This window comes from Bradyrhizobium brasilense (assembly GCF_029714345.1).
GTDB lineage: Bacteria > Pseudomonadota > Alphaproteobacteria > Rhizobiales > Xanthobacteraceae > Bradyrhizobium > Bradyrhizobium australafricanum.
Map to the genome: position 1 here is coordinate 8,089,179 of NZ_CP121669.1, position 21,575 is coordinate 8,110,753.

Below are 21,575 nucleotides of genomic sequence, written 5' to 3' on the forward strand. Positions count from 1 at the left end.
TGGAATGGCTCGCATTACGTTGCGGCAACTGCTCGACCACGCGGCCGAGCATGATTACGGCGTACCTGCCTTCAACATCAACAACATGGAACAGGCGCTGTCGATCATGGCGGCAGCCTCCGAGGTCGACGCGCCCGTCATCATCCAGGCTTCGCGCGGCGCGCGGTCCTACGCCAACGACGTCATGCTCAAGCACATGATGGACGCCGTCACCGAGATCTACCCGCAGATCCCGGTCTGCGTGCATCTCGACCACGGCAACGAGCCCGCGACCTGCATGACCGCGATCCAGGCCGGCTTCACCTCGGTCATGATGGACGGCTCGCTGAAGGCCGACGGCAAGACCCCCGGCGACTGGGACTACAATGTCGGCGTCACCAAGACCGTGACCGGCATGGCCCATCTCGGCGGCATCTCGGTGGAAGGCGAGCTCGGCGTGCTCGGCTCGCTCGAGACCGGCATGGGCGACAAGGAAGACGGCCATGGCGCGGAGGGCAAGCTGTCGCACGACCAGCTGCTGACCAACCCGGACGAGGCCGTGAAGTTCGTCAAGGAGACCAAGGTCGACGCGTTGGCGATCGCGATGGGCACCTCGCACGGCGCCTACAAGTTCACCCGCAAGCCCGACGGCAACATCCTCGCCATGAACGTGATCGAGGAAATCCATCGCAAGCTGCCGAACACGCATCTGGTGATGCACGGCTCCTCGTCGGTGCCGCAGGAGCTGCAGGAGATCATCAACGCCAATGGCGGCAAGATGAAGCCGACCTGGGGCGTGCCGGTCGCCGAGATCCAGCGCGGCATCAAGAACGGTGTGCGCAAGATCAACATCGACACCGACAACCGGATGGCGATGACCGGTCAGATCCGCAAGGTGCTGAAGGACAATCCGGAAGAGTTCGATCCGCGCAAATACCTCAAGCCCGCGATGGAGGCGATGACCAAGCTGTGCAAGCAGCGCCTGCAGGAGTTCAACACCGCGGGCCAGGCCAGCAAGATCAAGAAGGTGCTGACCACGGCGGAAATGGCCAAGCGCTACGCCGCGGGCCAGCTCGACCCCAAGGTTGCCTGACAAGGTTTGCCTGACAACATATCGCCTGAAACATTACGGCGGGACACCGGCTCCGGCGCAGTCGGAAGCGGTGTCCCGAAGGCTTGATCGCCGGCTGCGACAAACATCGGCCGCGACGAACGTTTTCTAGGCATTTGCCCGAGAACCGCCTATTTTGGTTTGCAAAGGCAATGGCTCTGGAGGACGCCCCGATGAACCTCTCCGACCTCAACAAAATCGCGCTTGCCATGGTCACCCCCGGCAAGGGCATCCTCGCCGCAGACGAATCCTCCGGCACGATCAAGAAGCGCTTCGACGCCATCAAGGTCGATTCGACCGAGGACAATCGCCGCGACTATCGCGAGATGCTGTTCCGCTCGCAGGAGGCGATGAGCAAGTACATCTCCGGCGTCATCCTCTACGACGAGACGATCTGGCAGAATGCCAAGGACGGCACGCCGCTGGTCAAGCTGATCGAGCAGGCCGGCGCGATCCCCGGCATCAAGGTCGACGAGGGCACGCAGCCTTTGCCGAACTGCCCGGGCGAACTCGTCACCGTCGGCCTCGACAAGCTCGCCGAGCGGCTGAAGAAATATTACGAGCGCGGTGCGCGCTTTGCGAAATGGCGCGCGGTGATCGATATCGGGCCGCGAATTCCGACCCAGACCGCGGTCCGCGTCAATGCGCATGCGCTGGCGCGCTACGCCGCGTTGTGCCAGGCCGCGCAGATCGTGCCGATCGTCGAGCCCGAGGTGCTGATGGACGGCGATCACGACATCGACCGCTGCTATGAGGTGACGCAACGCGTGCTGAACCGAACCTTCCAGGAATTGCGGGTGCAGCGCGTCGCGCTGGAAGGCATGATCCTGAAGCCGAACATGGCGATCTCGGGCAAGAAATGCCCGAAGCAGGCGTCGGTCCAGGAAGTCGCCGAGAAGACCATCCGCCTGCTCAAGAGCTGCGTGCCGGCGGCGGTGCCCGGCATCGCCTTCCTCTCCGGCGGCCAGAGCGACGAGGAAGCGACCGCCCATCTCGACGCCATGAACAAGATCGGCAATTTGCCCTGGCGGCTGACCTTCTCCTATGGCCGTGCGCTGCAGGCGGCGCCGCAGAAGGCGTGGTCCGGCAAGCCCGACAACGTCCCCGCGGGCCAGCATGCCTTCTCGCATCGCGCCCGGATGAACGGGCTCGCGAGCACCGGCAATTGGGAAGCCGGCCTCGAGAAACAGGCGGCATAGTTGGCGACCAAGCCCGTTCCGCCGCGGCCGGCGCCGCGTCTCTATCTGGCAACGCCGCCGGTCGATGAGCCCGCGCGGCTTGCGGCCGAGCTCACCGAGCTGCTTGCCGCGGCCGATGTCGCGGCCGTGCTGGTGCGGCTGCTCGAGAGCGATCCACGCAGCATGATCTCCACCATCAAGGCGCTGGCGCCTGCGATCCAGAACGCCGGCGCGGCGCTGCTGATCGACGGCCATCCCGATATCGTGGCTCGCGCCGGCGCCGACGGCGCGCATCTGACCGGCATCGCCGCGATGGAAGAGGCGGTGCCGTCGCTGAAGCCCGACCGCATTGTCGGCGTCGGCGGGCTCGCGACCCGCCACGATTCCATGGCCGCGGGCGAAGCCGGCGCCGATTATGTGCTGTTCGGCGAGCCCGACACCAACGGACAGCGGCCCTCGCGCGAGGCGATCGCCGAGCGGCTGGAATGGTGGGACGAATTGTTCGAGCCGCCCTGCATCGGCTTTGCAACCTCGTGCGAGGAAGCCGAGGCGTTCGCGGCGGCAGGCGCGGATTTCGTGCTGGTCGGAGACTTCGTCTGGTCCGATCCGCGCGGCGCCAAGGCGGCGCTCGTCGAGATCGGCGACGCGATTGCGCAGGCGCATGCCGGCGCATTCGGCAAGGCCAAGGCCGACGGAAAGGCCGAGGGATGACGCCGGAATGAAATGCCTGCGTCCGATAGGTGTTGCGCTCGGCTGCACGATGCTGGCGAGCGGCGCGATGGCGCAGCTCTCGATCACGCCGCCGGCACAGACGCCGCCCGCGAAGAAGGAGGCTGCGAAGCCGAAGGTGCATTCGCCGGTCGCGAAGAAGCCGACGCCGAAGCCCGCCGCCTCCGCGACGCCGAAGCCTGCCGCATCTCCGACGCCCTCGCCGACCCCGACCCAGGCCGTCGACGACCCCAATGTCGACCTCGTCTACGGCGCCTATCAGCGCGGCATGTACAAGACCGCGTTCGATCTCGCGACCGCGCGCGCGCAGAACAACAACGATGCCAAGGCCATGACGATGCTGGGCGAGCTCTATGCCAATGGGCTCGGCGTCAAGCGCGACTACGTCAAGGCCGACGAGTGGTACAAGCGCGCCTCCGATGCCGGCGACCGCGAGGCGATGTTCGCGCTCGCCATGATGAAGATCGCCGGCCGCGGCGGCGCCGTGGACAAGGACGCCGCGGTCAAGCTGCTGGCGTCGTCGGCCAAGCTCGGCGAGCCGAAAGCGGCCTATAATCTCGCGCTGCTCTATCTCGACGGCCAGACCCTGCCGCAGGACCTCCGCCGCTCCGCCGAGCTCTTGCGCATGGCCGCCGACGCCGGCAGCCCCGAGGCGCAATACGCGCTCGCGACCTTCTACAAGGAAGGCACCGGCGTGCCGAAGGACCTCGAGAGGGCGGCGCGGCTGCTGCAGGCCGCCTCGCTGGCCGACAATGTCGATGCAGAGGTCGAATATGCCATCGCCCTCTACAACGGCTCCGGCACGCCGCGGAACGTGCCGGCGGCGGTGGCACTGCTGCGCAAGGCGGCCCGGCAGAACAGCGCGATCGCGCAAAACCGCCTCGCCCATGTGCTGGCGACCGGCGCCGGCGCCCCGGTGGACAAGGTCGAGGCGCTGAAATGGCACACGGTCGCCAAGACCGCCGGCAAGGGCGACCCCGATCTCGACGACATCCTCGCCGATATGAGCCCGGAAGACCGCGCCAAGGCCGAGGCAGCCGCGCGAAAATGGATCGGAAACAACGTCAAATGACGCCTTGACGGCGCCACTTCCAGAGGGCACCCAGTCCGGAAACTCGGGCGGCTAGGTCGCTCCCTCCTGATCCGTCATCCTGAGGAGCGCGAAAGCGCGTCTCGAAGGATGAACGGCCCGGTCCGGGGCCGTGCACCCTTCGAGGCTCGCTGCGCTCGCACCTCAGGATGACGGATTTGCGTGCGCCGCCTGATCGACTTTCACATTTCTCGGGTCACAAGTTCTCATCATGCTCTACTCCGCTCTCATCAATGTCATGGTCAAGGCCGCGCGCCGCGCCGGCCGCAGCCTCAAGCGCGACCTCGGCGAGATCGAACATCTCCAGGTGTCGCTGAAGGGGCCGGCGAACTTCGTCTCGCTCGCCGACAAGCGCGCCGAGGAGATGCTCTACACCGACCTCGAGAAGGCCCGGCCCGGCTACGGGTTCGTCGGCGAGGAAGGCGGCAAGCGCGAAGGCAGCGACAAGAGTCACACCTGGATCGTCGATCCCTTGGACGGCACCACCAACTTCCTGCACGGCATCCCGCAATTCGCGATCTCGATCGGGCTCAAGCGCGAGGACACCGTGATCGCCGGCGTGATCTACAATCCCGCCAATGACGAGCTCTACATCGCCGAGCGCGGCAAGGGCGCGTTCCTCAACGACCAGCGGCTGCGCGTCGCCGGCCGCCGCCAGCTCAACGAATGCGTGGTGGCGTGCGGCCTGCCGCATATCGGCCGCGGCAATCACCAGCTCGCGCTGCAGGAGATGGCCGCGCTGCAGAGCAAGGTCGCGGGCTTCCGCCGCTTCGGCGCCGCCTCGCTCGACCTCGCCTTCGTCGCCGCCGGCCGGCTCGACGGCTATTGGGAGCGCAATCTGCAGGCCTGGGACGTCGCGGCCGGCCTGCTGATGGTCCGCGAAGCCGGCGGCACCGTCTCCGGCATCCAGGGCAATGACGACCCGCTGCAGACCGGCCACGTCGTCTGCGGCAACGAGTTCGTGCATGGCGAGCTGATCAAGATCCTCAAGCCGCTCGGGCAGTAACGCGACGGCGCGATTTAATCGTCGTCATCCTCATCATCGTCGTCCTGCCCGTCACGAAATTCACCGCCCGCGGTCAGGCCCTCGATGGTGGTGGCGCCCTTCGTCTTGATCACCCGGCGCAGCGGCACCGCGCTCTCGCTGCGCAGCGCTTCCATCAGATGCTCCGAATGGGTGACGATCCAGATGTCGGCGCGGCGCGACGCCTTGGCGATCAGCCGGGCCAATGGCGCCAGCAGCGATGGATGCAGGCTGGTCTCGGGCTCGTTCAGCGCGATGAACGGCGGCAGCCGATAGCCCATGAACACGGCGAGCAGGCAAATATATTTCAGCGTCCCGTCGGATAGTTCGTGCGCCTTGAACGGACGCGGCATGTCCTCCAGTTGCAACTGGAATTCACATAGCCCATTTTTTTCCCAAGCCCGCAGTTCGGCGCCCGGAAATGCGTCCTCGATCGCATCCTGCAGATCGCCGGCATCCTGCCTGATCGTGAACAGGGTTGCCAACACGGCAGCCAGATCGTGGCCATCGGCGCTCAGCGAAGGTGTCGTGATCGCGAGACACGGCTTTCGTATCGGCGACGCCGGATCGGTCCGGAAGTCGTGATAGAATCGCCAACTCAGCATTGCATTTCGGATCAGGTCGATCTCGGGACTTCCCTTACCATCCGAAAATCCGGCCAGCGCGGTTTCCGACGGCAGCACCGCATCCTTGTGCTGGCTCCAGGTGCCGTTCTCATCGCGGACACTGACGAGTGAGTTGGTGCGCTCCATCATCAGTATAGTTTTCTTGCCGTGGGTCGCCTCGATCGTTTCGGACTTGATCATCGGCTCACCGGGAAATGCCGCCACGACCGGGCTCGGGAATCCGAGCTCGATGGAATATCTGACGTGGTCGAGCCTCACGGCCAACCGCAGACGCGCATCGTCTCCGCGTCTGCGGTTGCCGGACCAAAAGACGGAATACAAACCGCCTTCGTCGGAGATCGTGCGTGTGATCCGGCCGGTCGCCGCGTCGCGTAGCAGCGACAGGGACTTGTAGAGATTGGATTTGCCGACACCGTTCTCGCCGACGAAGACGGACAGCGGCTGGATCGGCATGACGAGCCGCCGGATCGAGCGATAATTCGAGATCGCAATATCGCTCGGCCGCATCGCATGCCCTCAATCTCCGGGTTGCCCAAACGCTTCCCGTTCAATCCAGAGCTGCAATCTGGATTGGTCGGCCTGCGAAAGCAAGCCGCTGATCTGACCGGCGTCGGTCCCTGATATCAGTGACCGATCCTCGCCGGCGCGGGCGGTCCGTACGCCTCACCCTGCTCCGGCACCGTCTCGCGGTCGCCGGCCAGCACGCGCTGCACGCTGACGAAGAACACCGGGACCAGGAGCAGCGCGAGGATCACCACCGCGATCATGCCGCCCATCACTGACGTGCCGAGCGCCTGCTGGCTGGCGCCGCCGGCGCCGGTCGCGATCGCCATCGGCAGCACGCCGCAGACGAAGGCAAGGCCGGTCATCAGGATCGGGCGGAATCTGAGGCTGCACGCCTCGATGGTCGCCTCGACCAGCGGCTTGCCCTGCGCGCGCAGATCCTTGGCAAACTCGATGATCAGGATCGCGTCCTTGGCGGCAAGACCGATGATGGTGATCAGACCGACGGTGAAATAGACGTCGTTGGAGAGCCCGCGCATCGTCGCCGCCACCACCGCGCCGAGAATGCCGAGCGGAATGGTGAGCAGCACCGCGAGCGGAATGGTCCAACTCTCATAGAGCGCGGCCAGCAACAGGAACACCACCAGCACCGAGAGCGCGAGCAGGAACGGCGCCTGCGAGCCCGACAGCTTCTCCTGCAGCGACTGGCCGGTCCATTCATAGCCGAAGCCGCGCGGCAGCTTGTCGGCGAGCCGCTCCATTTCGGCGATCGCATCGCCCGAGGTGAAGCCGGGCCGCGCCTCGCCGGAGATGCGCACCGCCGGATAGTAGTTGAAGCCCGCGATCTGCGTCGGCCCCTTCGTCCACTCGATGGTGGCGAAGGCCGAGAACGGCACCAGCTGGCCGCGGCTGTTCTTGACGTTGTAGTTGAGGATGTCGTCCGCGTTCATGCGGCTGGTCTTGTCGGCCTGCACGATGACGCGCTGCATGCGCCCGCGGTTCGGGAAGTCGTTGATGTAGTTCGAGCCGAGATTGGTCGAGATCGTGTTGTTGATGTCCTCGAAGGTGAGGCCGAACGCGCCCGCCTTCTCGCGGTCGATCATCAGATTGACCTGCGGCGCGGGCGGCAGGCCTTCGACATAGACCTTCTGCAGGATCGGGCTGGCATTGGCCTCCGCGATCAGGCGATCGGACGCGGCGATCAGCGCCGAGTAACCCTTCTGGCCGCGGTCCTGCAGGCGGAACGAGAAGCCCGAGGAGTTGCCGAGATTGTCGATCGGCGGCGGCTGCAACGCCGAGATCCTGGCGTCGCGGATCGACGACAGGTCGCGGTTGATGTCGGCGACGATGGCGGCGGCCGAATCCTTCGGGCCGCGCTCCGACCAGTCCTTCAGCGTGATGAAGGCCTGCGCGGTGTTCATGCCCTGGCCGAGGAAGCTGAAGCCGGTGAGGAACGTGACGTTCTCGATACCGGCGCGATCCTTGAGGTATTTCTCGACCTGCTCGACCGCAGCTTCGGTCCGGGCATAGGACGACTCCGACGGCGTCTGCACGTCGGTCGTGATGAAGCCCTGGTCGTCAACCGGCAGGAAGCCGCCCGGCAACCGCACGAAGCCGTAGGCGACGCCAAGGAACAGCACGAGGTAGATCAGCATCAGGCGGCCCGTGCGCTTCAGCGAGCCCTGCACGGTGCGGGTATAGCCGGCGCGGCTGGTGTCGAGCACGCGGTTGAACCAGCCGAACACGCCCTTGCTGGCATGGCCGTGGCCCTTCTTGACCGGCTTGAGCAGCGTCGCGCACAGCGCCGGCGTCAGCGACAGCGCGAGCAGCGCCGAGAACGCGATCGCCGCCACCATGGTGACCGAGAACTGGCGGTAGATGATGCCGACCGAGCCGGGGAAGAACGCCATCGGCACGAACACCGCCATCAGCACCAGCGTGATGCCGATGATGGCGCCGGTGATCTGCGACATCGCCTTCTTGGTGGCTTCCTTCGGCGGCAGGCCTTCCTCCGCCATGATGCGCTCGACGTTCTCGACCACGACGATGGCGTCGTCGACGAGGATGCCGACCGCCAGCACCATGCCGAACATGGTCAGCATGTTGATCGAGAAACCCGCGATCATCAGCGTGGCGCAGGCGCCGAGCAGCGCCACCGGAACCACGATGGTCGGGATGATGGTGTAGCGGATGTTCTGCAGGAACAGGAACATCACGATGAACACCAGCACCACCGCCTCGACCAGCGTCATCAGGACCTTCTCGATCGAGGCCTTCACGACGGGCGTGATGTTGTAGGGGATTTCGTAGGAGATATTGGCCGGGAAGAAGCGCGACAGCTCCTTCATCTTGGCTTCGACCGCGCTCGCGGTCGCCAGCGCATTGCCCTTCGGCGACAGCAGCACCGAGAGGCCGGCGGTCGGCTTGCCGTCCAAGCGTGTGTTGAACTGGTAGCTGAGGCCGCCGATCTCGATCCGCGCGACGTCGCGCAGGCGGACCGTCGAGCCATCATTGTTGGCGCGCAGGATGATGGCGCCGAACTCGTCGGGCGAGGACAGCTGGCCCTTCACCAGCACCTGCGCGGAAATCTTCTGGGTATCGGTGCTCGGCTCGGCGCCGATGCTGCCGGAGGCGACCTGGGCGTTCTGCGCCGTGATCGCCTTGTTGACGTCGTCGGCGGACAGGCCGTAGCCGACCAGCTTGGCCGGATCGATCCAGATCCGCAAGGACCGCTCGGTCGAATACAGCGTGGCGCGGCCGACGCCGGGGATGCGGCGCACCTCGCCCAGCACGTTGCGGATCATGAAGTCGCCGAGGCCCACTTCATCCAGCGAGCCGTCGGTCGAGTTCAGCGTGATGATCTGCAGCACGGCGGACGAGGCTTCCTCGACCAGGATGCCCTGCTGGATCACGGCGCGCGGCAGCCGCGCCTCGACGCGCTTGAGGCGGTTCTGCACCTCGACCGAAGCCTGGCTGGTGTCGGTGCCCGGCTTGAAGTTGGCGATGATCTCGACCTGGCCAAGCGAGTCGGAGGTCGATTCGAAGTTCAGGATGTTGGCGGCGCCGTTGAGCTCCTCCTCGATCAGCCGCGTCACGCTGTTGTAGAGGTTCTCCGGCGACGCGCCGGGATAGCTGGTCGAGATCGAGATCGAGGGCGGCGCGATGATCGGATATTGCGCGACCGCGAGCAGCGGAATCGAGATCGCGCCGATCAGACAGATGAACAGCGCGACGACCCAGGCGAAGATCGGCCTGTCGATGAAGAAGCTAGGCATGCCGGATCACCGCACTGCGTGCGCGGTCTGGTGCGAATCCGTCGGTGCTGCAGCTGCGTCGACCTCGCGCCAGGCTTGCGGCCGGACCTTGTCGCCGGCGGCGAATTTCTGGAACCCCTCGACGACGACCTTGTCGCCGGCCTTCAGGCCGTCGGTCACGAACCAGGAACCACCCTGCAGCGAGCCGGTGCGCACCGGCTGCACCGCGACGTGATTGTCGGCCTTGACGACGAACACCTCGCTGCCGCCGCCGCCATTGCGCTGGATCGCCTGCTGCGGCACGGCAATCGCATCGCTGTCGATGCCCTGCTCGATCAGCACGCGCACATACATGCCCGGCAGCAGGATGCGATGCGGGTTCGGGAACTCGCCGCGCAACGTCACCTGCCCGGTATAGGCGTCGACCTTGGCGTCGGAGAACAGCAGCTTGCCCGGCAGCGGGTAGATCGAGCCGTCGTCGAGCACGAGGCGCACCTTCATCGCGTCGGGCGCGATGCGGTCGAGATCGCCGCTCTCGAAGGCACGGCGGAGCTGGTTCATCTCGGTCACCGACTGCTGGAAGTCGGCGTAGATCGGATCGAGCTGCTGGATGGTCGCAAGGCTCGCGGCGTCGTTCTGCACAACGAGCGCGCCCTCGCTGACCAGCGCCGCGCCGATGGTGCCGTCGATCGGCGCGCGGATCGTCGCATAATCCAGATTGAGCTTGGCGCGCGCAACTTCGGCCTCGCGTCCCTGCACGTCGGCTTCGGCCTGCTTCAGCGTCGCGATCGCCTTTTCGTTCTCGGCTTCCGGCGCCGCGCGCTGGCTGGTCAAGGTCGCGATACGGCGGGCCTGCAGCGCGGCCTGTTCGAGCACGGCCTTGGCGCGCGCCAGCGCCGCCTCGGTCGACTGCAATTCGACTTCGAACGGGCGCGGATCGATCTGGTACAGGGGATCGCCGGCCTTCACCTCGGTGCCCTGATGGAACATACGGTTGACGATGATGCCCGAGACGCGCGGACGCACCTCGGAAACACGGGTCGGCGCGATGCGGCCCGGCAGCTCGCGCAGCATCGCGCGCGCCTGCGGCTTCACGGTGACGACACTGACGTCCGGCTCGGGTGCTTGCACGGCGGCGGTTGCGGTGTTCGGCTCGTCGCAGCCTGCAAGCAGTGGCGCCGTCACGGCCAGCATCAGAGCAATGCATGCCGATTGCGCGCGAAGTCCAGACATTGAGATAATCGCCCCTGAAAGGTTTGAACAAACGAACGGCGGTGTCACGGCGACACCGCTCGCGTTGCTGCGATGAAAATAAAATCTGCTTGCTGCGACGCAATGCGTTTTTGGGCGGCTCAATGTCACAGAACGCTATCACTCTGATTTCGCGGCATCTTTTGTCTTTTCACCGCATTGTGAGCGGGTTCCATCGCAGGCTGTGGGAATGCATTAAGGTCTGCGTGAGCGGGAACCACGCCATTTTGCCTGCGCGGAATGCCGCACCTCGCAACACCGAGACCATCGGACCGAATCACCATCGTCGCGTTCGCCTCACCGAACGACGCGTGCAAGCCGACCTCATTTCGCGATCTGCGGGTGGGGTGTGCAGTTCAGCGGATGGTGATGCGCCGAGCGGTCGGAAAGCCGTGCAAAGCGGCAACGGCCCACGAGATTCCAACTCAAGGTCCTGTTTGCTGCCCCTGGAATCGGCTTTCCTCACTCCGCCGCTGTGCCATATTGCTCGCAGATGCGGCCTTCGCGAACGGATGACCCGGCAATGCCTCCTTCCCGCTCCGACATGGAGATCGAATTGAGCAAGCTGTCCTCGCCTCGTATCTTCCTGGTGCGGATGCTGGTGTTCCTGGTGCTCTGCGGCCTGGTCGGGGTCGTGCTGTACAAGCAGATCGTCACCGCCTTCTTTGCCAATCCGGGGCTGAACGCCCTGATCGGGGCGGTGCTGCTGATCGGAATCATCCTGGCGTTCCGCCAGGTGATCCGGCTCTATCCCGAGGTCGCCTGGGTCAACAATTTCCGCATCGCCGATCCCGGCCTTGCGATCGAGCGCCGCCCGACGCTGCTTGCCCCGATGGCCGCGATCCTCGGCGGCGAACGCTCGGGGCGGATGTCGATCTCGCAGCAGACCATGCGACATCTGCTCGATTCGATCGCAACCCGCCTGGATGAAGCCCGCGACATCTCGCGCTACATGACCGGCCTGCTGGTGTTCCTCGGCCTGCTCGGCACGTTCTGGGGCTTGATCGAGACGGTGGGCTCGGTCGGCAAGGTGATCGACGGGCTCAAGGTCGGCGGCGACTCCGGCGCGCTGTTCGATACGCTGAAGGAGGGCCTCGCCGCGCCGCTCGGCGGCATGGGCATCTCGTTCTCGTCCTCGCTGTTCGGCCTTGCCGGCTCGCTGATCCTCGGTTTCCTCGACCTGCAGTCGAGCCAGGCCCAGAACCGCTTCTACACCGACCTCGAGGACTGGCTCGCCGGCACCGTGCGCGGCATTTCCGGCGATGAAGCCGGCGTTTCCGGTAACATGCAGGGCGCGATCGACCGGCTCCGCACCGCGCTCGAGGAAGGCGGCGGCGGCCGCAGCACCACGGCCGCGATGGCCAATCTTGCCGAGGCGATCCAGGGACTGGTTGCGCATATGCGCACCGAGCAGCAGATGATCCGCGAATGGGCCGACGGCCAGGGCGAGCAGAACCGCGAGATCAAGCGGCTGCTCGAACGCCTCGCCCGCCAGCCCGAGAAAAGCTAGCCGGGGAGCAAGCCCAAGGAGACACCCATGGCCCTCGCCCGCTCGCGCCGCAGCGAATCCGGCTTCAACTACTGGCCCGGCTTTGTCGACGCATTGTCGACGCTGGTGCTGTCGATCGTGTTCCTGCTGTCGGTGTTCCTCGTCGTGCAGTTCTTCCTGTCGCAGGAGGTCACCGGCAAGGACAAGGCACTGGAACAGCTCACCGCCAAGATCGCCCAGCTCAACGACCTGTTGTCGCTGGAGAAGCTCTCCAAGCTGACGCTCGACGACCAGGTGGCGCAGCTGCGCGCCGGGCTCGCCTCGGCGGAAGGCGAGCGCGACCGCATGAAGGGACTCTATGAGGGGCTCGCGAGTTCCGGCAGCGACGCGCAGGGCCGCGCCAACGAACTCAACAAGGCGCTTGAATCCGAGAAGGCCGTATCGTCGCGCGCACTGGCGCAGATCGAGCTGCTGAACCAGCAGATCAGCGCGCTGCGCCGCCAGCTCGCCGCGCTCGAGGAGGCGCTCGACGCCTCCGAGAAACGCGACAAGGAATCGCAGAACCGCATCGCCGATCTCGGCCAGCGCCTCAATGTCGCGCTGGCGCAGCGGGTGCAGGAACTGTCGAAATACCGCTCGGAATTCTTCGGCCGGCTGCGTGCGATCCTCGGCAACCGTCCCGATATCCGCGTCGTCGGCGACCGCTTCGTGTTCCAGTCGGAAGTGTTTTTCGACACCGGCCAGGCGACGCTGCTGCCCGAGGGCAAGACCGAGCTCGAAACGGTCGCGAGCGCGCTGATCGATCTCGACAAGCAGATTCCGCCCGAGATCGCCTGGGTGCTGCGCGTCGACGGCCACACCGACGTGCGGCCGATCAACAGCCCGCTGTTCAAGTCGAACTGGGAATTGTCCTCGGCACGCGCGATCTCGGTGGTGCAGTACTTGGTCTCGCTCGGCGTGCCGGCTCAGCGCCTGGTCGCCGCCGGCTTTGCCGAATTCCAGCCGCTCGACACCGCGCAGACCGAAGAGGCCTACAAGCGCAACCGCCGCATCGAGCTGAAGCTGACGGAACGCTAGGCGGCAGGCCGCCTGGCCAACCAGTCGTCATTGCCGGGCTCGACTGTGTTTGCGTCAACCCGTGGGACGGGCACACGGCACTATCCGTTCGTCGTCCTGGCGAAAGCCAGGACCTATAACCACCGCACTTGATCCTGGACGGGATCGTGGCCCCAGCGTCGCGCAACAATTGAGATTTGGGGTAATGGGTCCTGGCTTTCGCCAGGACGACATTGAGTGTGTGGCGAGGTCTGTGAGTCACACATCCGCATTCTCGCGACATGAATGTCCAAACTTCATGTCGAAAGATCCGCAACACCGGCGAGGCGTCGCCGCGATCGGTGGAGACCGTTCATTACACGGATATTTGCTTCGCCCTGGCGAGGCGTCCGGGAACGCATCAAATGCGGCTGACGTTATGTTGGTATCGCAATCTCGCGGGCTTGGCGGATGTCTCGTCTCCGTCGCGGCTGAGCCACTCGCTGCAGCCTCACCGCGCCATCTCGGACCAGCACATGTTCAAGACCAAATTTGCCATCGTCGTCGCCGCCGGCCTTATCCTCGCACCGGCCCAGCTTCTCGCGCAAAACACCGGCGGCACCCCGCTGCCGCCGAGGCCAGGCGACCGCGCCGCGCCGTCGAACGGCGTCGGCGGCACTGCGCTCCCGACCCAGTCCGGCCAGCGCGTCGCACCGTCTTCCGGCACCGGCGGCGGCAGCGCCGCACCGGCGCTTCCGGGAGGCCCGACGGGCACCACCACCGGCAATGCCGACAACCCGCAGCGACGTTGACGTGAGCCACGCTTGCGCGGGACGTCCTCGCGTGAACCATTGAACGCGCGCCCGATCCGATCGGCGATGGTCTGCGCCGAACGTCCACTCGATCATTGATCGATGAAACGCTGCGCTAGTGTCCCGAATCCGAAGTTCGCATCATTTGCCGCACCTTCGGAGCGAACTTCGGATTCGATAAGGACACTAGCAAACTTATGATTCTAGTGTGCTTTATGAATGCGAAGTTCGTGAAAGTGGTTGCCGCGAAATCACACGAACTTCGCATTCAGCACACTAGGTCGCGCCGGCCGGCTCTGCGGCCGGTTCAACCGGCTCGACTTCGGCCGTCACAAATTTGAGCCCGTAGGTCTTGCCGCGACGCCAGACCACCTTGCAAGGGTAGCGCTTGGCGTGATCGGCGAGCAGCGTCAGCGCGAGGCGGTCACTCACCTCGAACTCGACCTCGGTGGTGATCTTGGCGCCGCCCGGCGAGATGTCGACCACAGCGCATTCGCTCTCGGTCGCGCCGTCGTCGATCGTGATCCAGGCCGCACGATTGTTGAGCTGGCGCCGCGGCTCGCGACTGACCTTGATCCGTGCTCCATTGCTCGCCATCGTCGCCGTCCTTGAAGCCATTGGTCATTGAAAGAAATTGCACGCCGCGCACGTCGCTCGACGCGCCCGGCACAGAACCGCAACGGCCACAATGCCGGCCCCCCGTAAAGCCCGGCTTAGCGCGATCGCTTGAACTTTACCGGAATCTTGACGGGGCTTTTAGCGAACAAGGATTCTGCAATTCCATCAGCGGGATACCGGCCGCCTCGGCAGCCGCCGGCTTGACACGGAGACTGCACTCTTGGTGAAGTGGCGGCCGTGGCGTTGACCACATCCCTGCAACAAGAGCGCTTCAAGCCGCCTTTTCCGACGGAAACGACCCATGCTGATCCCCCTCGCCGACGTGCCGCGCTGGTATGCCGAACGCAAGCCCACGGATGCGATCGCCATCAGTCATGGCGCGGATGCGCTGACCTGGCTCGAGCTCGAGCGCCGCGCCAATGCACGGGCGCGCGCCTTCGCCGCCAAGGGCGTCAAGCCCGGCGACTTCGTCGCGATCGGGCTGCCCAACAGCAACGCGTTCTTCGAGACCACCTTCGCGGTGTGGAAGTGCGGCGCGACGCCGACCTCGCTGTCATGGCGGCTGCCGCGCGGCGAGGCCGCTGCGGTGCTCGAGATTCTGAAACCGTCGCTGGTGGTCGGCGGCGAGGCCGACTGGAATGCGCCGAATTCGCTGCCGGTGAATTTCGTGCCGGACGGATTCTCCGAGGAGCCGCTCGATGCGCCGGTCGCGCGCTACTGGAAGGCGATGACGAGCGGCGGCTCGACCGGGCGGCCGAAGGTGATCCTCGATCACAACCCCGCGGTGATCGAGACCACGGCCGAGGCGACGCTCGGTATTACGCGCGACACCTCGCTGCTCAATCCAGGGCCGCTGTATCACAATGCGCCATTCATCCTCTCGCACTTTGCGCTGTTCGGGGGCGGAAGGGTCACCGGCATGGTGAAGTTCGACGCCGAGGAGACGCTGCGGCTGATCGAGCGCGAGCGCGTGCAATGGGTGAATTTCGTGCCGACCATGATGCACCGGATCTGGGCGCTGCCCGAGGAGGTGCGCAGCCGCTACGACGTCTCCAGCCTGAACATCGTGTTTCACATGGCAGCTCCGATGCCGCCGTGGCTGAAGGAGAAGTGGATCGAATGGCTCGGCCCCGAGCGGATCTGGGAGCTCTATGGCGGCACCGAGCGGCAGGGCGCCTGCGTGATCTCGGGCGTCGAATGGATGGCGCACAAGGGCTCGGTCGGCAAGATCGGCGAGACCGCGAAACTGCGCATCATCGGCGAGGACGGCAACGACGTCGCGCCCGGCGAGACCGGCGAAATCTATTTCCTGCCCAATGAAGGCGCCGGCTCGACCTATCACTATCTCGGCGCAACGCCGAAGCGGCGGCCGGATGGCTGGGAGTCGCTCGGCGACATCGGCCGACTCGATGAAGAAGGCTATCTCTATCTCGGCGACCGGCTCGCCGACATGGTGCTGCGCGGCGGCGCCAACATCTATCCGGCCGAGGTCGAGGCCGCGGTCAGCGAGCATCCCGAGGTGCGCTCCTGCGTCGTGGTCGGACTGCCCGATCCGGAATTCGGCCAGCGCGTGCATGCGATCCTCGAGCTCGCCGACAGCGCCGATGCACAAGCGATCGCCGACGGCATGGGCGATTTCCTGAAGGACCGGCTCAGCCGCTACAAGCATCCGGAAAGTTTCGAGCGCGTCGGCACCGCGCCGCGCGACGATTCCGGAAAGGTTCGCCGCACCATGCTGCGCGACGAGCGCGCCGCGTGGATCAAGGACAACCGTGCCTTCCGCATCATGCCGGCGCGTGCGGCAAAAACCGAATAGGTTCAATTATCTTGCGAGGGGCAGGTCTGCACGCCACATGAGCTGTGCAGGCGGCCCTGCAAGGTATATCATTCCATCTTCCCTGCCGGCAGAACCTCGGTCTACCTTGAGGTTCCAGCGCCCTGCACGCCAGGAGATCCCTTGATGCCCTCCACGACCGAATGGAAAGTGCCCGCGGCCTTTCAGCCTCGCCCCGAAGATTACCGCTACGATCTCGATCGCGCGCTGATGAGTGTGGTCGGGCTGCACTCGATCATTCCGCCGGATGCTTTCAGCGCCGAGACGCTCGGCACCGAGCGCGCCGGCAATGGCGTCCTGATCGACGACGGGCTGGTGCTGACGATCGGCTATCTGATCACTGAAGCCGCCACGGTGTGGCTGCATCTCGGCGACGGCCGCGCGGTCGAGGGCCACGCGCTCGGCTTCGATTTCGAATCCGGCTTCGGCCTGGTGCAGGCGCTCGGCCGGCTCGATCTCGAACCGCTGCGGATCGGCTCGTCCGCGGCGACCCAGGTCGGCGACAATGTGGTGCTCGGCGGCGCCGGCGGCCGCACGCGCTCGGTCGCAAGCCAGATCGCGGCGAAGCAGGAATTCGCCGGCTACTGGGAGTATCTGCTGGACGAGGCGATCTTCACCTCTCCGTCGCATCCGAACTGGGGCGGCACCGGGCTGATCAACAATGCCGGCGAGCTGATCGGCATCGGCTCGCTGCAGCTCGAACGTGAGCGCTCGGGCCACGCCGAGCATGTCAACATGATCGTGCCGATCGATCTGCTCAATCCGGTGCTGGACGATTTGCGCAAGTTCGGCCGGGTCGACAAGCCGGCGCGGCCGTGGCTCGGCATGTTCACGACCGAGATCGACAACCGCCTCGTGGTGGTCGGCGTCGCCAGCAAGGGACCGGCGGCGCGCGCCGAACTGAAGACCGGCGACGTGATCCTCGCGGTCGACGGCGACAAGGTGACGAGCCAGGCCGGCTTCTACCGCAAGCTCTGGTCGCTCGGCGCGGCCGGCGTCGACGTGCCGCTGACCATCTATCACGAGGGCGTCACCTTCGACGTCACGCTGACCTCGATCGACCGCATAAAGCTGTTGAAGGCGCCGCGGCTGCATTAAGGCAAAGGGAAGAGGCAGCGGCGATGAGCGAGGCGGTGGTTGACGACATCGTGGCCGTGCTGCCGCCGCTGTTGCAGACGCTGGAATCGCTGTCGTTCGTCGCGCGCAACCTCAATCCGCCGGACTTCGATCGCGTGATGCAGATCGCGGGCGAGCCCGAAGAGGCCTTGCAGGCGGTGCGGCCGCGGCTCGCCGACTGGCCGGAGAAATTCGCGCACATCAAGACCGCGCTGGAAGCTGCGATCGAACCGGCGCTCGCCGGCTACGCAGGGCTGCGCGCCGTGCAGAACGGCGAAGGCGATCTGGTCAGCGTATTCCGCGCGCTGCGCTATCTGCCGCGGGCGCAGGAGGCGCTCTATCCCTTGACCGAGTTGCCGCCGGTCAGCGGCTTCTTCATCGCGCCCGATCTGCGCGAGGATACCGAGCTGCAGGCGAAGCTCGCGGCCAAGCCCAACGCCGACACCGGCATCTTCCACGAGCGCAACGAGCCGGGCAGCCGCGGCGGCTTCTCGATGTACGTGCCGGAATATTACACGCCGGATCGCGCCTGGCCGCTGGTGATGGCGCTGCATGGCGGCAGCGGCAACGGCCGCGGCTTCCTGTGGAGCTGGCTGCGCGACGCGCGCAGTCGCGGCGCCATCCTGGTGGCGCCGACCGCGACCGGCCAGACCTGGGCGCTGATGGGCGAGGACACCGACACGCCGAACCTCAACCGCATCCTCGACCAGGTGCGTGCGCGCTGGAAGATCGACGAGACGCGCATGCTGCTGACCGGCATGAGCGACGGCGGCACCTTCAGCTATGTGAGCGGGCTCGACGGCGCCTCGCGTTTCACGCATCTGGCGCCGGTTGCCGCGACCTTCCATCCGCTGATGGCGGAAATCGCCGACGCGGAGCGGCTGCGCGGCTTGGCGATCTTCATCACCCACGGCCGGCTCGACTGGATGTTCCCGGTGCAGACCGCGCGGCAGACCCAAGGCTTGCTGTCGGCCGCCGGCGCCAGGGTGACCTATCGCGAGATCGACGATCTCAGCCACACCTATCCGTGCGAGATCAATGCGGAGATCATGCAGTGGCTGAATGGAGCAGCTACTGGCGACACCTGAGGAGATCTCTTCCGTCACCCTGAGGAGCGCGAAGCGCGTCTCGAAGGGTCGACGGCCCGGCTGCGGCAGCGCGGCTGCATCGGGGCCGTGCATCCTTCGAGACGCGCTACTCGCTCCTCAGAGTCTGACTCATAAATCACCCAACCTTAGCTGCAGCCGCGAGTCTGCGGGTCAGGAGCCTGATGTGTGCAATCAGCAGCCAGGCAGCTTCGGTTGCCACCGTCGCCTCGAAGTCCTTGGCGAGGCGGCGGCATCTGCCGAACCAAGCGAATGTGCGTTCAACCACCCACCGCCTCGGCAGAAGCTGGAAGCCTTTGACGCCTTGAGGCCGCTCGACGATCTCGACAGTCCATGGACCGCAGTCTGAGAGCGCGTCGAGGAGTTGATTTCCGCGGTAGATCCGGTCGGCAAAGACGTGGCGCAGCCGGGGGAAGTTCATCCGCACGTTCTTCAGCAGCGGTACGGCGCCATGGCAGTCCTGAACGTTGGCCGGATGAACATGAACCCCAAGGAGGAGGCCATTGGTATCCGTCACGATATGCCGCTTGCGGCCGTAGATGCGCTTGCCTGCATCGTAGCCGCGCGGTCCGCCAGCTTGCGTGGTTGGCGCACTTTGACTGTCGATCACGGCTGCCGTCGGCTTCGGTGTCCGTCCAAGCTTTTTTCGCGCCCGTCGGACAAGCACGCTGACAATCCTCTGCCACCGGCCTGTATCCCGCCATCTATAAAAATAGCCCTGCACCGTCGAATAGGGCGGGAACTCCTGCGGCAACGCCCGCCACTGACAGCCAGTCGAAACGATATAGAGGATCGCTTCGATCACACGACGCAGCTCCGTCTTACGCGGCCGGCCGCGCCGGTTCGCTCGCGGCAACAGGCGTCTGATCAGCGCCCACTCCGCATCGGTCATATCGCTTGCATAACGCAGATCGTCCCGCCGATATTGCTCCCGAGTGATCTTGGTCCAGGGCATCGTGCTCTCCCTCGAATCTTTGCAAATCCGATGGAATCACACCCCACTGAGATCACTCACCCATTTTTCAGTCAGGCTCTCAGGATGACGGTGACGGGTGGGGCCGCGCGGGCGCTACTCTTCAACCCAGACAACGTTACTGGTTATCTCGCGGCTTGAGCAGATCGGAGAAGCCGACCCGGTGCAGCATCTCGTTGCGAACGCGGTCGATCACGCCGAATGCGACATCGGCGCCATCTTGCGTCGGATCGATGTGGACGCGGAACGGCCGCTTGCCGAACGGCGTGTCGACCACCTTCACGATCGCGTCCGCGACCGACGAGGCGTCGGCATCCTCGGGCACGATCGCCGCGAACGCCTTCATGATCTCCTCGCCGAAGCCGGCATAGGGACCGGCCTCATATTCGGCGACGCGGGCCTCGTCGGCGGGACGGCCGGAATGCGCAAAGTGGTTGGTGCCGCCGGTGAAGGCGCCGGGCACGATGATCGAGGTCTCGATGCCCCAGCGCGTAAGCTCCCGGGCATAGATCACGGCCATCGCATCCATGCCGGCCTTGGCCGCGAAATACGGCGCGAGATAGGGCGGCGTGCCGCCGGCCGAAGAGCTGCTCGACACCCAGACCACGAGTCCCCTGCCCTGTTTGCGCAGTTGCGGCAGCGCCGCGCGATTGACGCGCTGTGTCGACAGCACGTTGACGTCGTAGAGCTCGGCAAGCTGCTCGGGCGTGAACGCCTCCGCCGGGCCGAACACCATGTGGCCGACATTGTGCATCACGACGTCGAGGCGGCCTTCCTCGGCGACGATCTGCGCAATCGCCGCATCGCCCGACGCCTGCGAGCCGACATCGAGCTCGAGCGAGCGCAGGTCGACCTTGTTGTCGCGCGCGAACTCCTCGATATCGGCGACCGCGGCGGCGTTGCGGCCGGTGGTGTGGCGCATCGAGGCGTAGACGGTGTGGCCGGCCTTGGCGAGCGCGTTGGCGGTGAGGCGGCCGAAGCCGCTCGAAGCGCCGGTGATGACGATGACCTGTTTCATGACAAATATCCCAGTGAAGTCGGTTGAATGCGAGTTGGGTTGGAGATGTGCGGGCGTTAGACCAGGCCGCCATTGGCGCGCAGCGTCTGGCCGTTGATCCAGGAGCCGTCGGGGCCGGCGAGGAAGGCCACGGCATTGGCGATGTCATCAGGCGTGCCGAGCCGCTCCAGCGGCACCATCTTGGCGAAGCGGTCGATCAGCTCGTCCGACTTGCCGTGCAGGAACAGGTCGGTCGCGGTCGGCCCGGGCGCGACCGCATTCACCGTGATGCCGCGGCCGCGCAATTCCTTGGACAGGATCGCCGTCAACGACTCGATCGCGGCCTTGGTCGCGACATAGATGCCGTAGGTCTCGAGCTTGGTGCCGACGACGCTGGTTGAGAAGTTGACGATGCGTCCGCCGTTGCGCAGCCGGCGCGCCGCCTCGCGCATGGTGTTGAAGCTGCCCTTCAGATTGACCGCGACCTGCTGGTCGAACGCGGCATCGTCGCTGTCGGCGATCTTGCCGAGCTTCATGATGCCGGCATTGTTGACCAGCACGTCGACGCCGCCGAAGGCGGCTTCCGCCGCGTCGAACATGCCGCGCACCGCGTTGGCATCGCTGACATCGGCCTTCGCGGTCAGTGCCCGGCCGCCGGCGGCCTCGATCCTGTCCGCCACCGCCTGGGCGGACTTGGCGTCGCCGGAGTAGTTGATGACGACGGTGAAGCCGTCCCTGGCGAGGCGTTCGGCCACCGCCGCGCCGATCCCGCGCGAGGCACCTGTCACCAGAGCTACCTTGTTGGTTTGGTTGGTCATTTTCAGTCTCCCATCAGGTTGTGCGGCCGCG

General features: G+C 65.5%; 18 protein-coding genes. 11 read left to right on the forward strand and 7 right to left on the reverse strand.

All coding sequences use genetic code 11. The annotated features are described in order from the left end of the window. The first annotated feature begins 4 nt into the window (after nucleotides 1-4). From fba to QA635_RS37410, 5 genes are all read left to right on the forward strand, one after another. Nucleotides 5-1,072: a class II fructose-bisphosphate aldolase gene (fba, locus tag QA635_RS37390; protein WP_057016199.1), complete on the forward strand. Its 1,068-nt coding sequence runs from the start codon at nucleotides 5-7 to the stop codon at nucleotides 1,070-1,072. Nucleotides 1,073-1,263: 191 nt separating this feature from the next. Then, nucleotides 1,264-2,289, forward strand: a complete 1,026-nt coding sequence (locus QA635_RS37395) for a class I fructose-bisphosphate aldolase (protein WP_283064857.1) — start codon at nucleotides 1,264-1,266, stop codon at nucleotides 2,287-2,289. Further along, entirely contained in the window at nucleotides 2,290-2,979 is a 690-nt protein-coding gene (locus tag QA635_RS37400) for a thiamine phosphate synthase (RefSeq protein ID WP_283064859.1), read from the forward strand. A 7-nt stretch (nucleotides 2,980-2,986) separates the two neighbouring features. After that, nucleotides 2,987-4,069 carry an HcpA family protein gene (locus QA635_RS37405; RefSeq protein ID WP_283064861.1) on the forward strand — a complete coding sequence of 361 codons (1,083 nt, stop codon included), beginning with the start codon at nucleotides 2,987-2,989 and terminating at the stop codon, nucleotides 4,067-4,069. A gap of 229 nt (nucleotides 4,070-4,298) precedes the next feature. After that, nucleotides 4,299-5,093, forward strand: coding sequence for an inositol monophosphatase family protein (locus tag QA635_RS37410; RefSeq protein ID WP_283064862.1), 795 nt, complete (start codon nucleotides 4,299-4,301; stop codon nucleotides 5,091-5,093). 14 nt (nucleotides 5,094-5,107) lie between these two features. On the opposite strand, the gene QA635_RS37415 is transcribed toward QA635_RS37410, so the two are convergent. The 3 genes from QA635_RS37415 to QA635_RS37425 form a co-directional block, all read right to left on the reverse strand. Beyond that, nucleotides 5,108-6,244: an AAA family ATPase gene (locus QA635_RS37415; protein WP_283064863.1), complete on the reverse strand. Its 1,137-nt coding sequence runs from the start codon at nucleotides 6,242-6,244 to the stop codon at nucleotides 5,108-5,110. 116 nt (nucleotides 6,245-6,360) lie between these two features. Next, the gene (locus QA635_RS37420) at nucleotides 6,361-9,516 is read right to left on the reverse strand and encodes a multidrug efflux RND transporter permease subunit (RefSeq protein ID WP_283064866.1); all 3,156 of its coding nucleotides are present in this window, start codon (nucleotides 9,514-9,516) and stop codon (nucleotides 6,361-6,363) included. Between the two features lie 6 nt (nucleotides 9,517-9,522). Beyond that, complete coding sequence (locus QA635_RS37425) at nucleotides 9,523-10,728, reverse strand: efflux RND transporter periplasmic adaptor subunit (protein ID WP_283064868.1); 1,206 nt, start codon at nucleotides 10,726-10,728, stop codon at nucleotides 9,523-9,525. Between the two features lie 541 nt (nucleotides 10,729-11,269). Between QA635_RS37425 and QA635_RS37430 the strand changes: the two genes are divergently transcribed. From QA635_RS37430 to QA635_RS37440, 3 genes are all read left to right on the forward strand, one after another. Next, on the forward strand, nucleotides 11,270-12,256 hold the full coding sequence (locus tag QA635_RS37430; protein ID WP_028342555.1) for a hypothetical protein: 987 nt from the start codon (nucleotides 11,270-11,272) through the stop codon (nucleotides 12,254-12,256). Nucleotides 12,257-12,283: 27 nt separating this feature from the next. Next, nucleotides 12,284-13,312, forward strand: coding sequence for a peptidoglycan -binding protein (locus QA635_RS37435; protein ID WP_057016193.1), 1,029 nt, complete (start codon nucleotides 12,284-12,286; stop codon nucleotides 13,310-13,312). Between the two features lie 383 nt (nucleotides 13,313-13,695). After that, nucleotides 13,696-14,082, forward strand: a complete 387-nt coding sequence (locus QA635_RS37440) for a hypothetical protein (protein ID WP_283064874.1) — start codon at nucleotides 13,696-13,698, stop codon at nucleotides 14,080-14,082. Between the two features lie 276 nt (nucleotides 14,083-14,358). On the opposite strand, the gene QA635_RS37445 is transcribed toward QA635_RS37440, so the two are convergent. Continuing rightward, on the reverse strand, nucleotides 14,359-14,679 hold the full coding sequence (locus QA635_RS37445) for a PilZ domain-containing protein (protein ID WP_283064876.1): 321 nt from the start codon (nucleotides 14,677-14,679) through the stop codon (nucleotides 14,359-14,361). Nucleotides 14,680-15,001: 322 nt separating this feature from the next. On the opposite strand from QA635_RS37445, the gene QA635_RS37450 reads away from it, so the two are divergent. The 3 genes from QA635_RS37450 (at nucleotide 15,002) to QA635_RS37460 (ending at nucleotide 18,738) form a co-directional block, all read left to right on the forward strand. Further along, on the forward strand, nucleotides 15,002-16,516 hold the full coding sequence (locus QA635_RS37450; RefSeq protein ID WP_283064878.1) for an AMP-binding protein: 1,515 nt from the start codon (nucleotides 15,002-15,004) through the stop codon (nucleotides 16,514-16,516). Between the two features lie 144 nt (nucleotides 16,517-16,660). Further along, nucleotides 16,661-17,632, forward strand: coding sequence for a S1C family serine protease (locus QA635_RS37455; RefSeq protein ID WP_028342559.1), 972 nt, complete (start codon nucleotides 16,661-16,663; stop codon nucleotides 17,630-17,632). A gap of 23 nt (nucleotides 17,633-17,655) precedes the next feature. Beyond that, nucleotides 17,656-18,738 (forward strand): carboxylesterase family protein, encoded by a 1,083-nt coding sequence (locus QA635_RS37460; RefSeq protein ID WP_283064881.1) that lies wholly within the window; start codon nucleotides 17,656-17,658, stop codon nucleotides 18,736-18,738. 136 nt (nucleotides 18,739-18,874) lie between these two features. On the opposite strand, the gene QA635_RS37465 is transcribed toward QA635_RS37460, so the two are convergent. The 3 genes from QA635_RS37465 to QA635_RS37475 form a co-directional block, all read right to left on the reverse strand. Further along, nucleotides 18,875-19,711, reverse strand: a complete 837-nt coding sequence (locus QA635_RS37465) for an IS5 family transposase (RefSeq protein WP_225164260.1) — start codon at nucleotides 19,709-19,711, stop codon at nucleotides 18,875-18,877. Between the two features lie 136 nt (nucleotides 19,712-19,847). Then, nucleotides 19,848-20,747 carry an SDR family oxidoreductase gene (locus QA635_RS37470; RefSeq protein WP_283064883.1) on the reverse strand — a complete coding sequence of 300 codons (900 nt, stop codon included), beginning with the start codon at nucleotides 20,745-20,747 and terminating at the stop codon, nucleotides 19,848-19,850. A gap of 56 nt (nucleotides 20,748-20,803) precedes the next feature. After that, nucleotides 20,804-21,544: an SDR family oxidoreductase gene (locus QA635_RS37475; RefSeq protein ID WP_283064885.1), complete on the reverse strand. Its 741-nt coding sequence runs from the start codon at nucleotides 21,542-21,544 to the stop codon at nucleotides 20,804-20,806. Between the last annotated feature and the right edge of the window lie 31 nt (nucleotides 21,545-21,575).

Bases quoted from the DNA above. Each gene is read 5' to 3' on its own strand.
- QA635_RS37445 (WP_283064876.1), bottom strand. From the start codon at position 14,679: ATGGCGAGCAATGGAGCACGGATCAAGGTCAGTCGCGAGCCGCGGCGC.
- QA635_RS37470 (WP_283064883.1), bottom strand. From the start codon at position 20,747: ATGAAACAGGTCATCGTCATCACCGGCGCTTCGAGCGGCTTCGGCCGC.
- QA635_RS37430 (WP_028342555.1), top strand. From the start codon at position 11,270: ATGCCTCCTTCCCGCTCCGACATGGAGATCGAATTGAGCAAGCTGTCC.
- QA635_RS37405 (WP_283064861.1), top strand. From the start codon at position 2,987: ATGAAATGCCTGCGTCCGATAGGTGTTGCGCTCGGCTGCACGATGCTG.
- QA635_RS37450 (WP_283064878.1), top strand. From the start codon at position 15,002: ATGCTGATCCCCCTCGCCGACGTGCCGCGCTGGTATGCCGAACGCAAG.
- QA635_RS37420 (WP_283064866.1), bottom strand. From the start codon at position 9,516: ATGCCTAGCTTCTTCATCGACAGGCCGATCTTCGCCTGGGTCGTCGCG.
- fba (WP_057016199.1), top strand. From the start codon at position 5: ATGGCTCGCATTACGTTGCGGCAACTGCTCGACCACGCGGCCGAGCAT.
- QA635_RS37440 (WP_283064874.1), top strand. From the start codon at position 13,696: ATGCGGCTGACGTTATGTTGGTATCGCAATCTCGCGGGCTTGGCGGAT.
- QA635_RS37465 (WP_225164260.1), bottom strand. From the start codon at position 19,711: ATGCCCTGGACCAAGATCACTCGGGAGCAATATCGGCGGGACGATCTG.
- QA635_RS37415 (WP_283064863.1), bottom strand. From the start codon at position 6,244: ATGCGGCCGAGCGATATTGCGATCTCGAATTATCGCTCGATCCGGCGG.
- QA635_RS37395 (WP_283064857.1), top strand. From the start codon at position 1,264: ATGAACCTCTCCGACCTCAACAAAATCGCGCTTGCCATGGTCACCCCC.
- QA635_RS37455 (WP_028342559.1), top strand. From the start codon at position 16,661: ATGCCCTCCACGACCGAATGGAAAGTGCCCGCGGCCTTTCAGCCTCGC.
- QA635_RS37425 (WP_283064868.1), bottom strand. From the start codon at position 10,728: ATGTCTGGACTTCGCGCGCAATCGGCATGCATTGCTCTGATGCTGGCC.
- QA635_RS37460 (WP_283064881.1), top strand. From the start codon at position 17,656: ATGAGCGAGGCGGTGGTTGACGACATCGTGGCCGTGCTGCCGCCGCTG.
- QA635_RS37435 (WP_057016193.1), top strand. From the start codon at position 12,284: ATGGCCCTCGCCCGCTCGCGCCGCAGCGAATCCGGCTTCAACTACTGG.
- QA635_RS37410 (WP_283064862.1), top strand. From the start codon at position 4,299: ATGCTCTACTCCGCTCTCATCAATGTCATGGTCAAGGCCGCGCGCCGC.
- QA635_RS37475 (WP_283064885.1), bottom strand. From the start codon at position 21,544: ATGACCAACCAAACCAACAAGGTAGCTCTGGTGACAGGTGCCTCGCGC.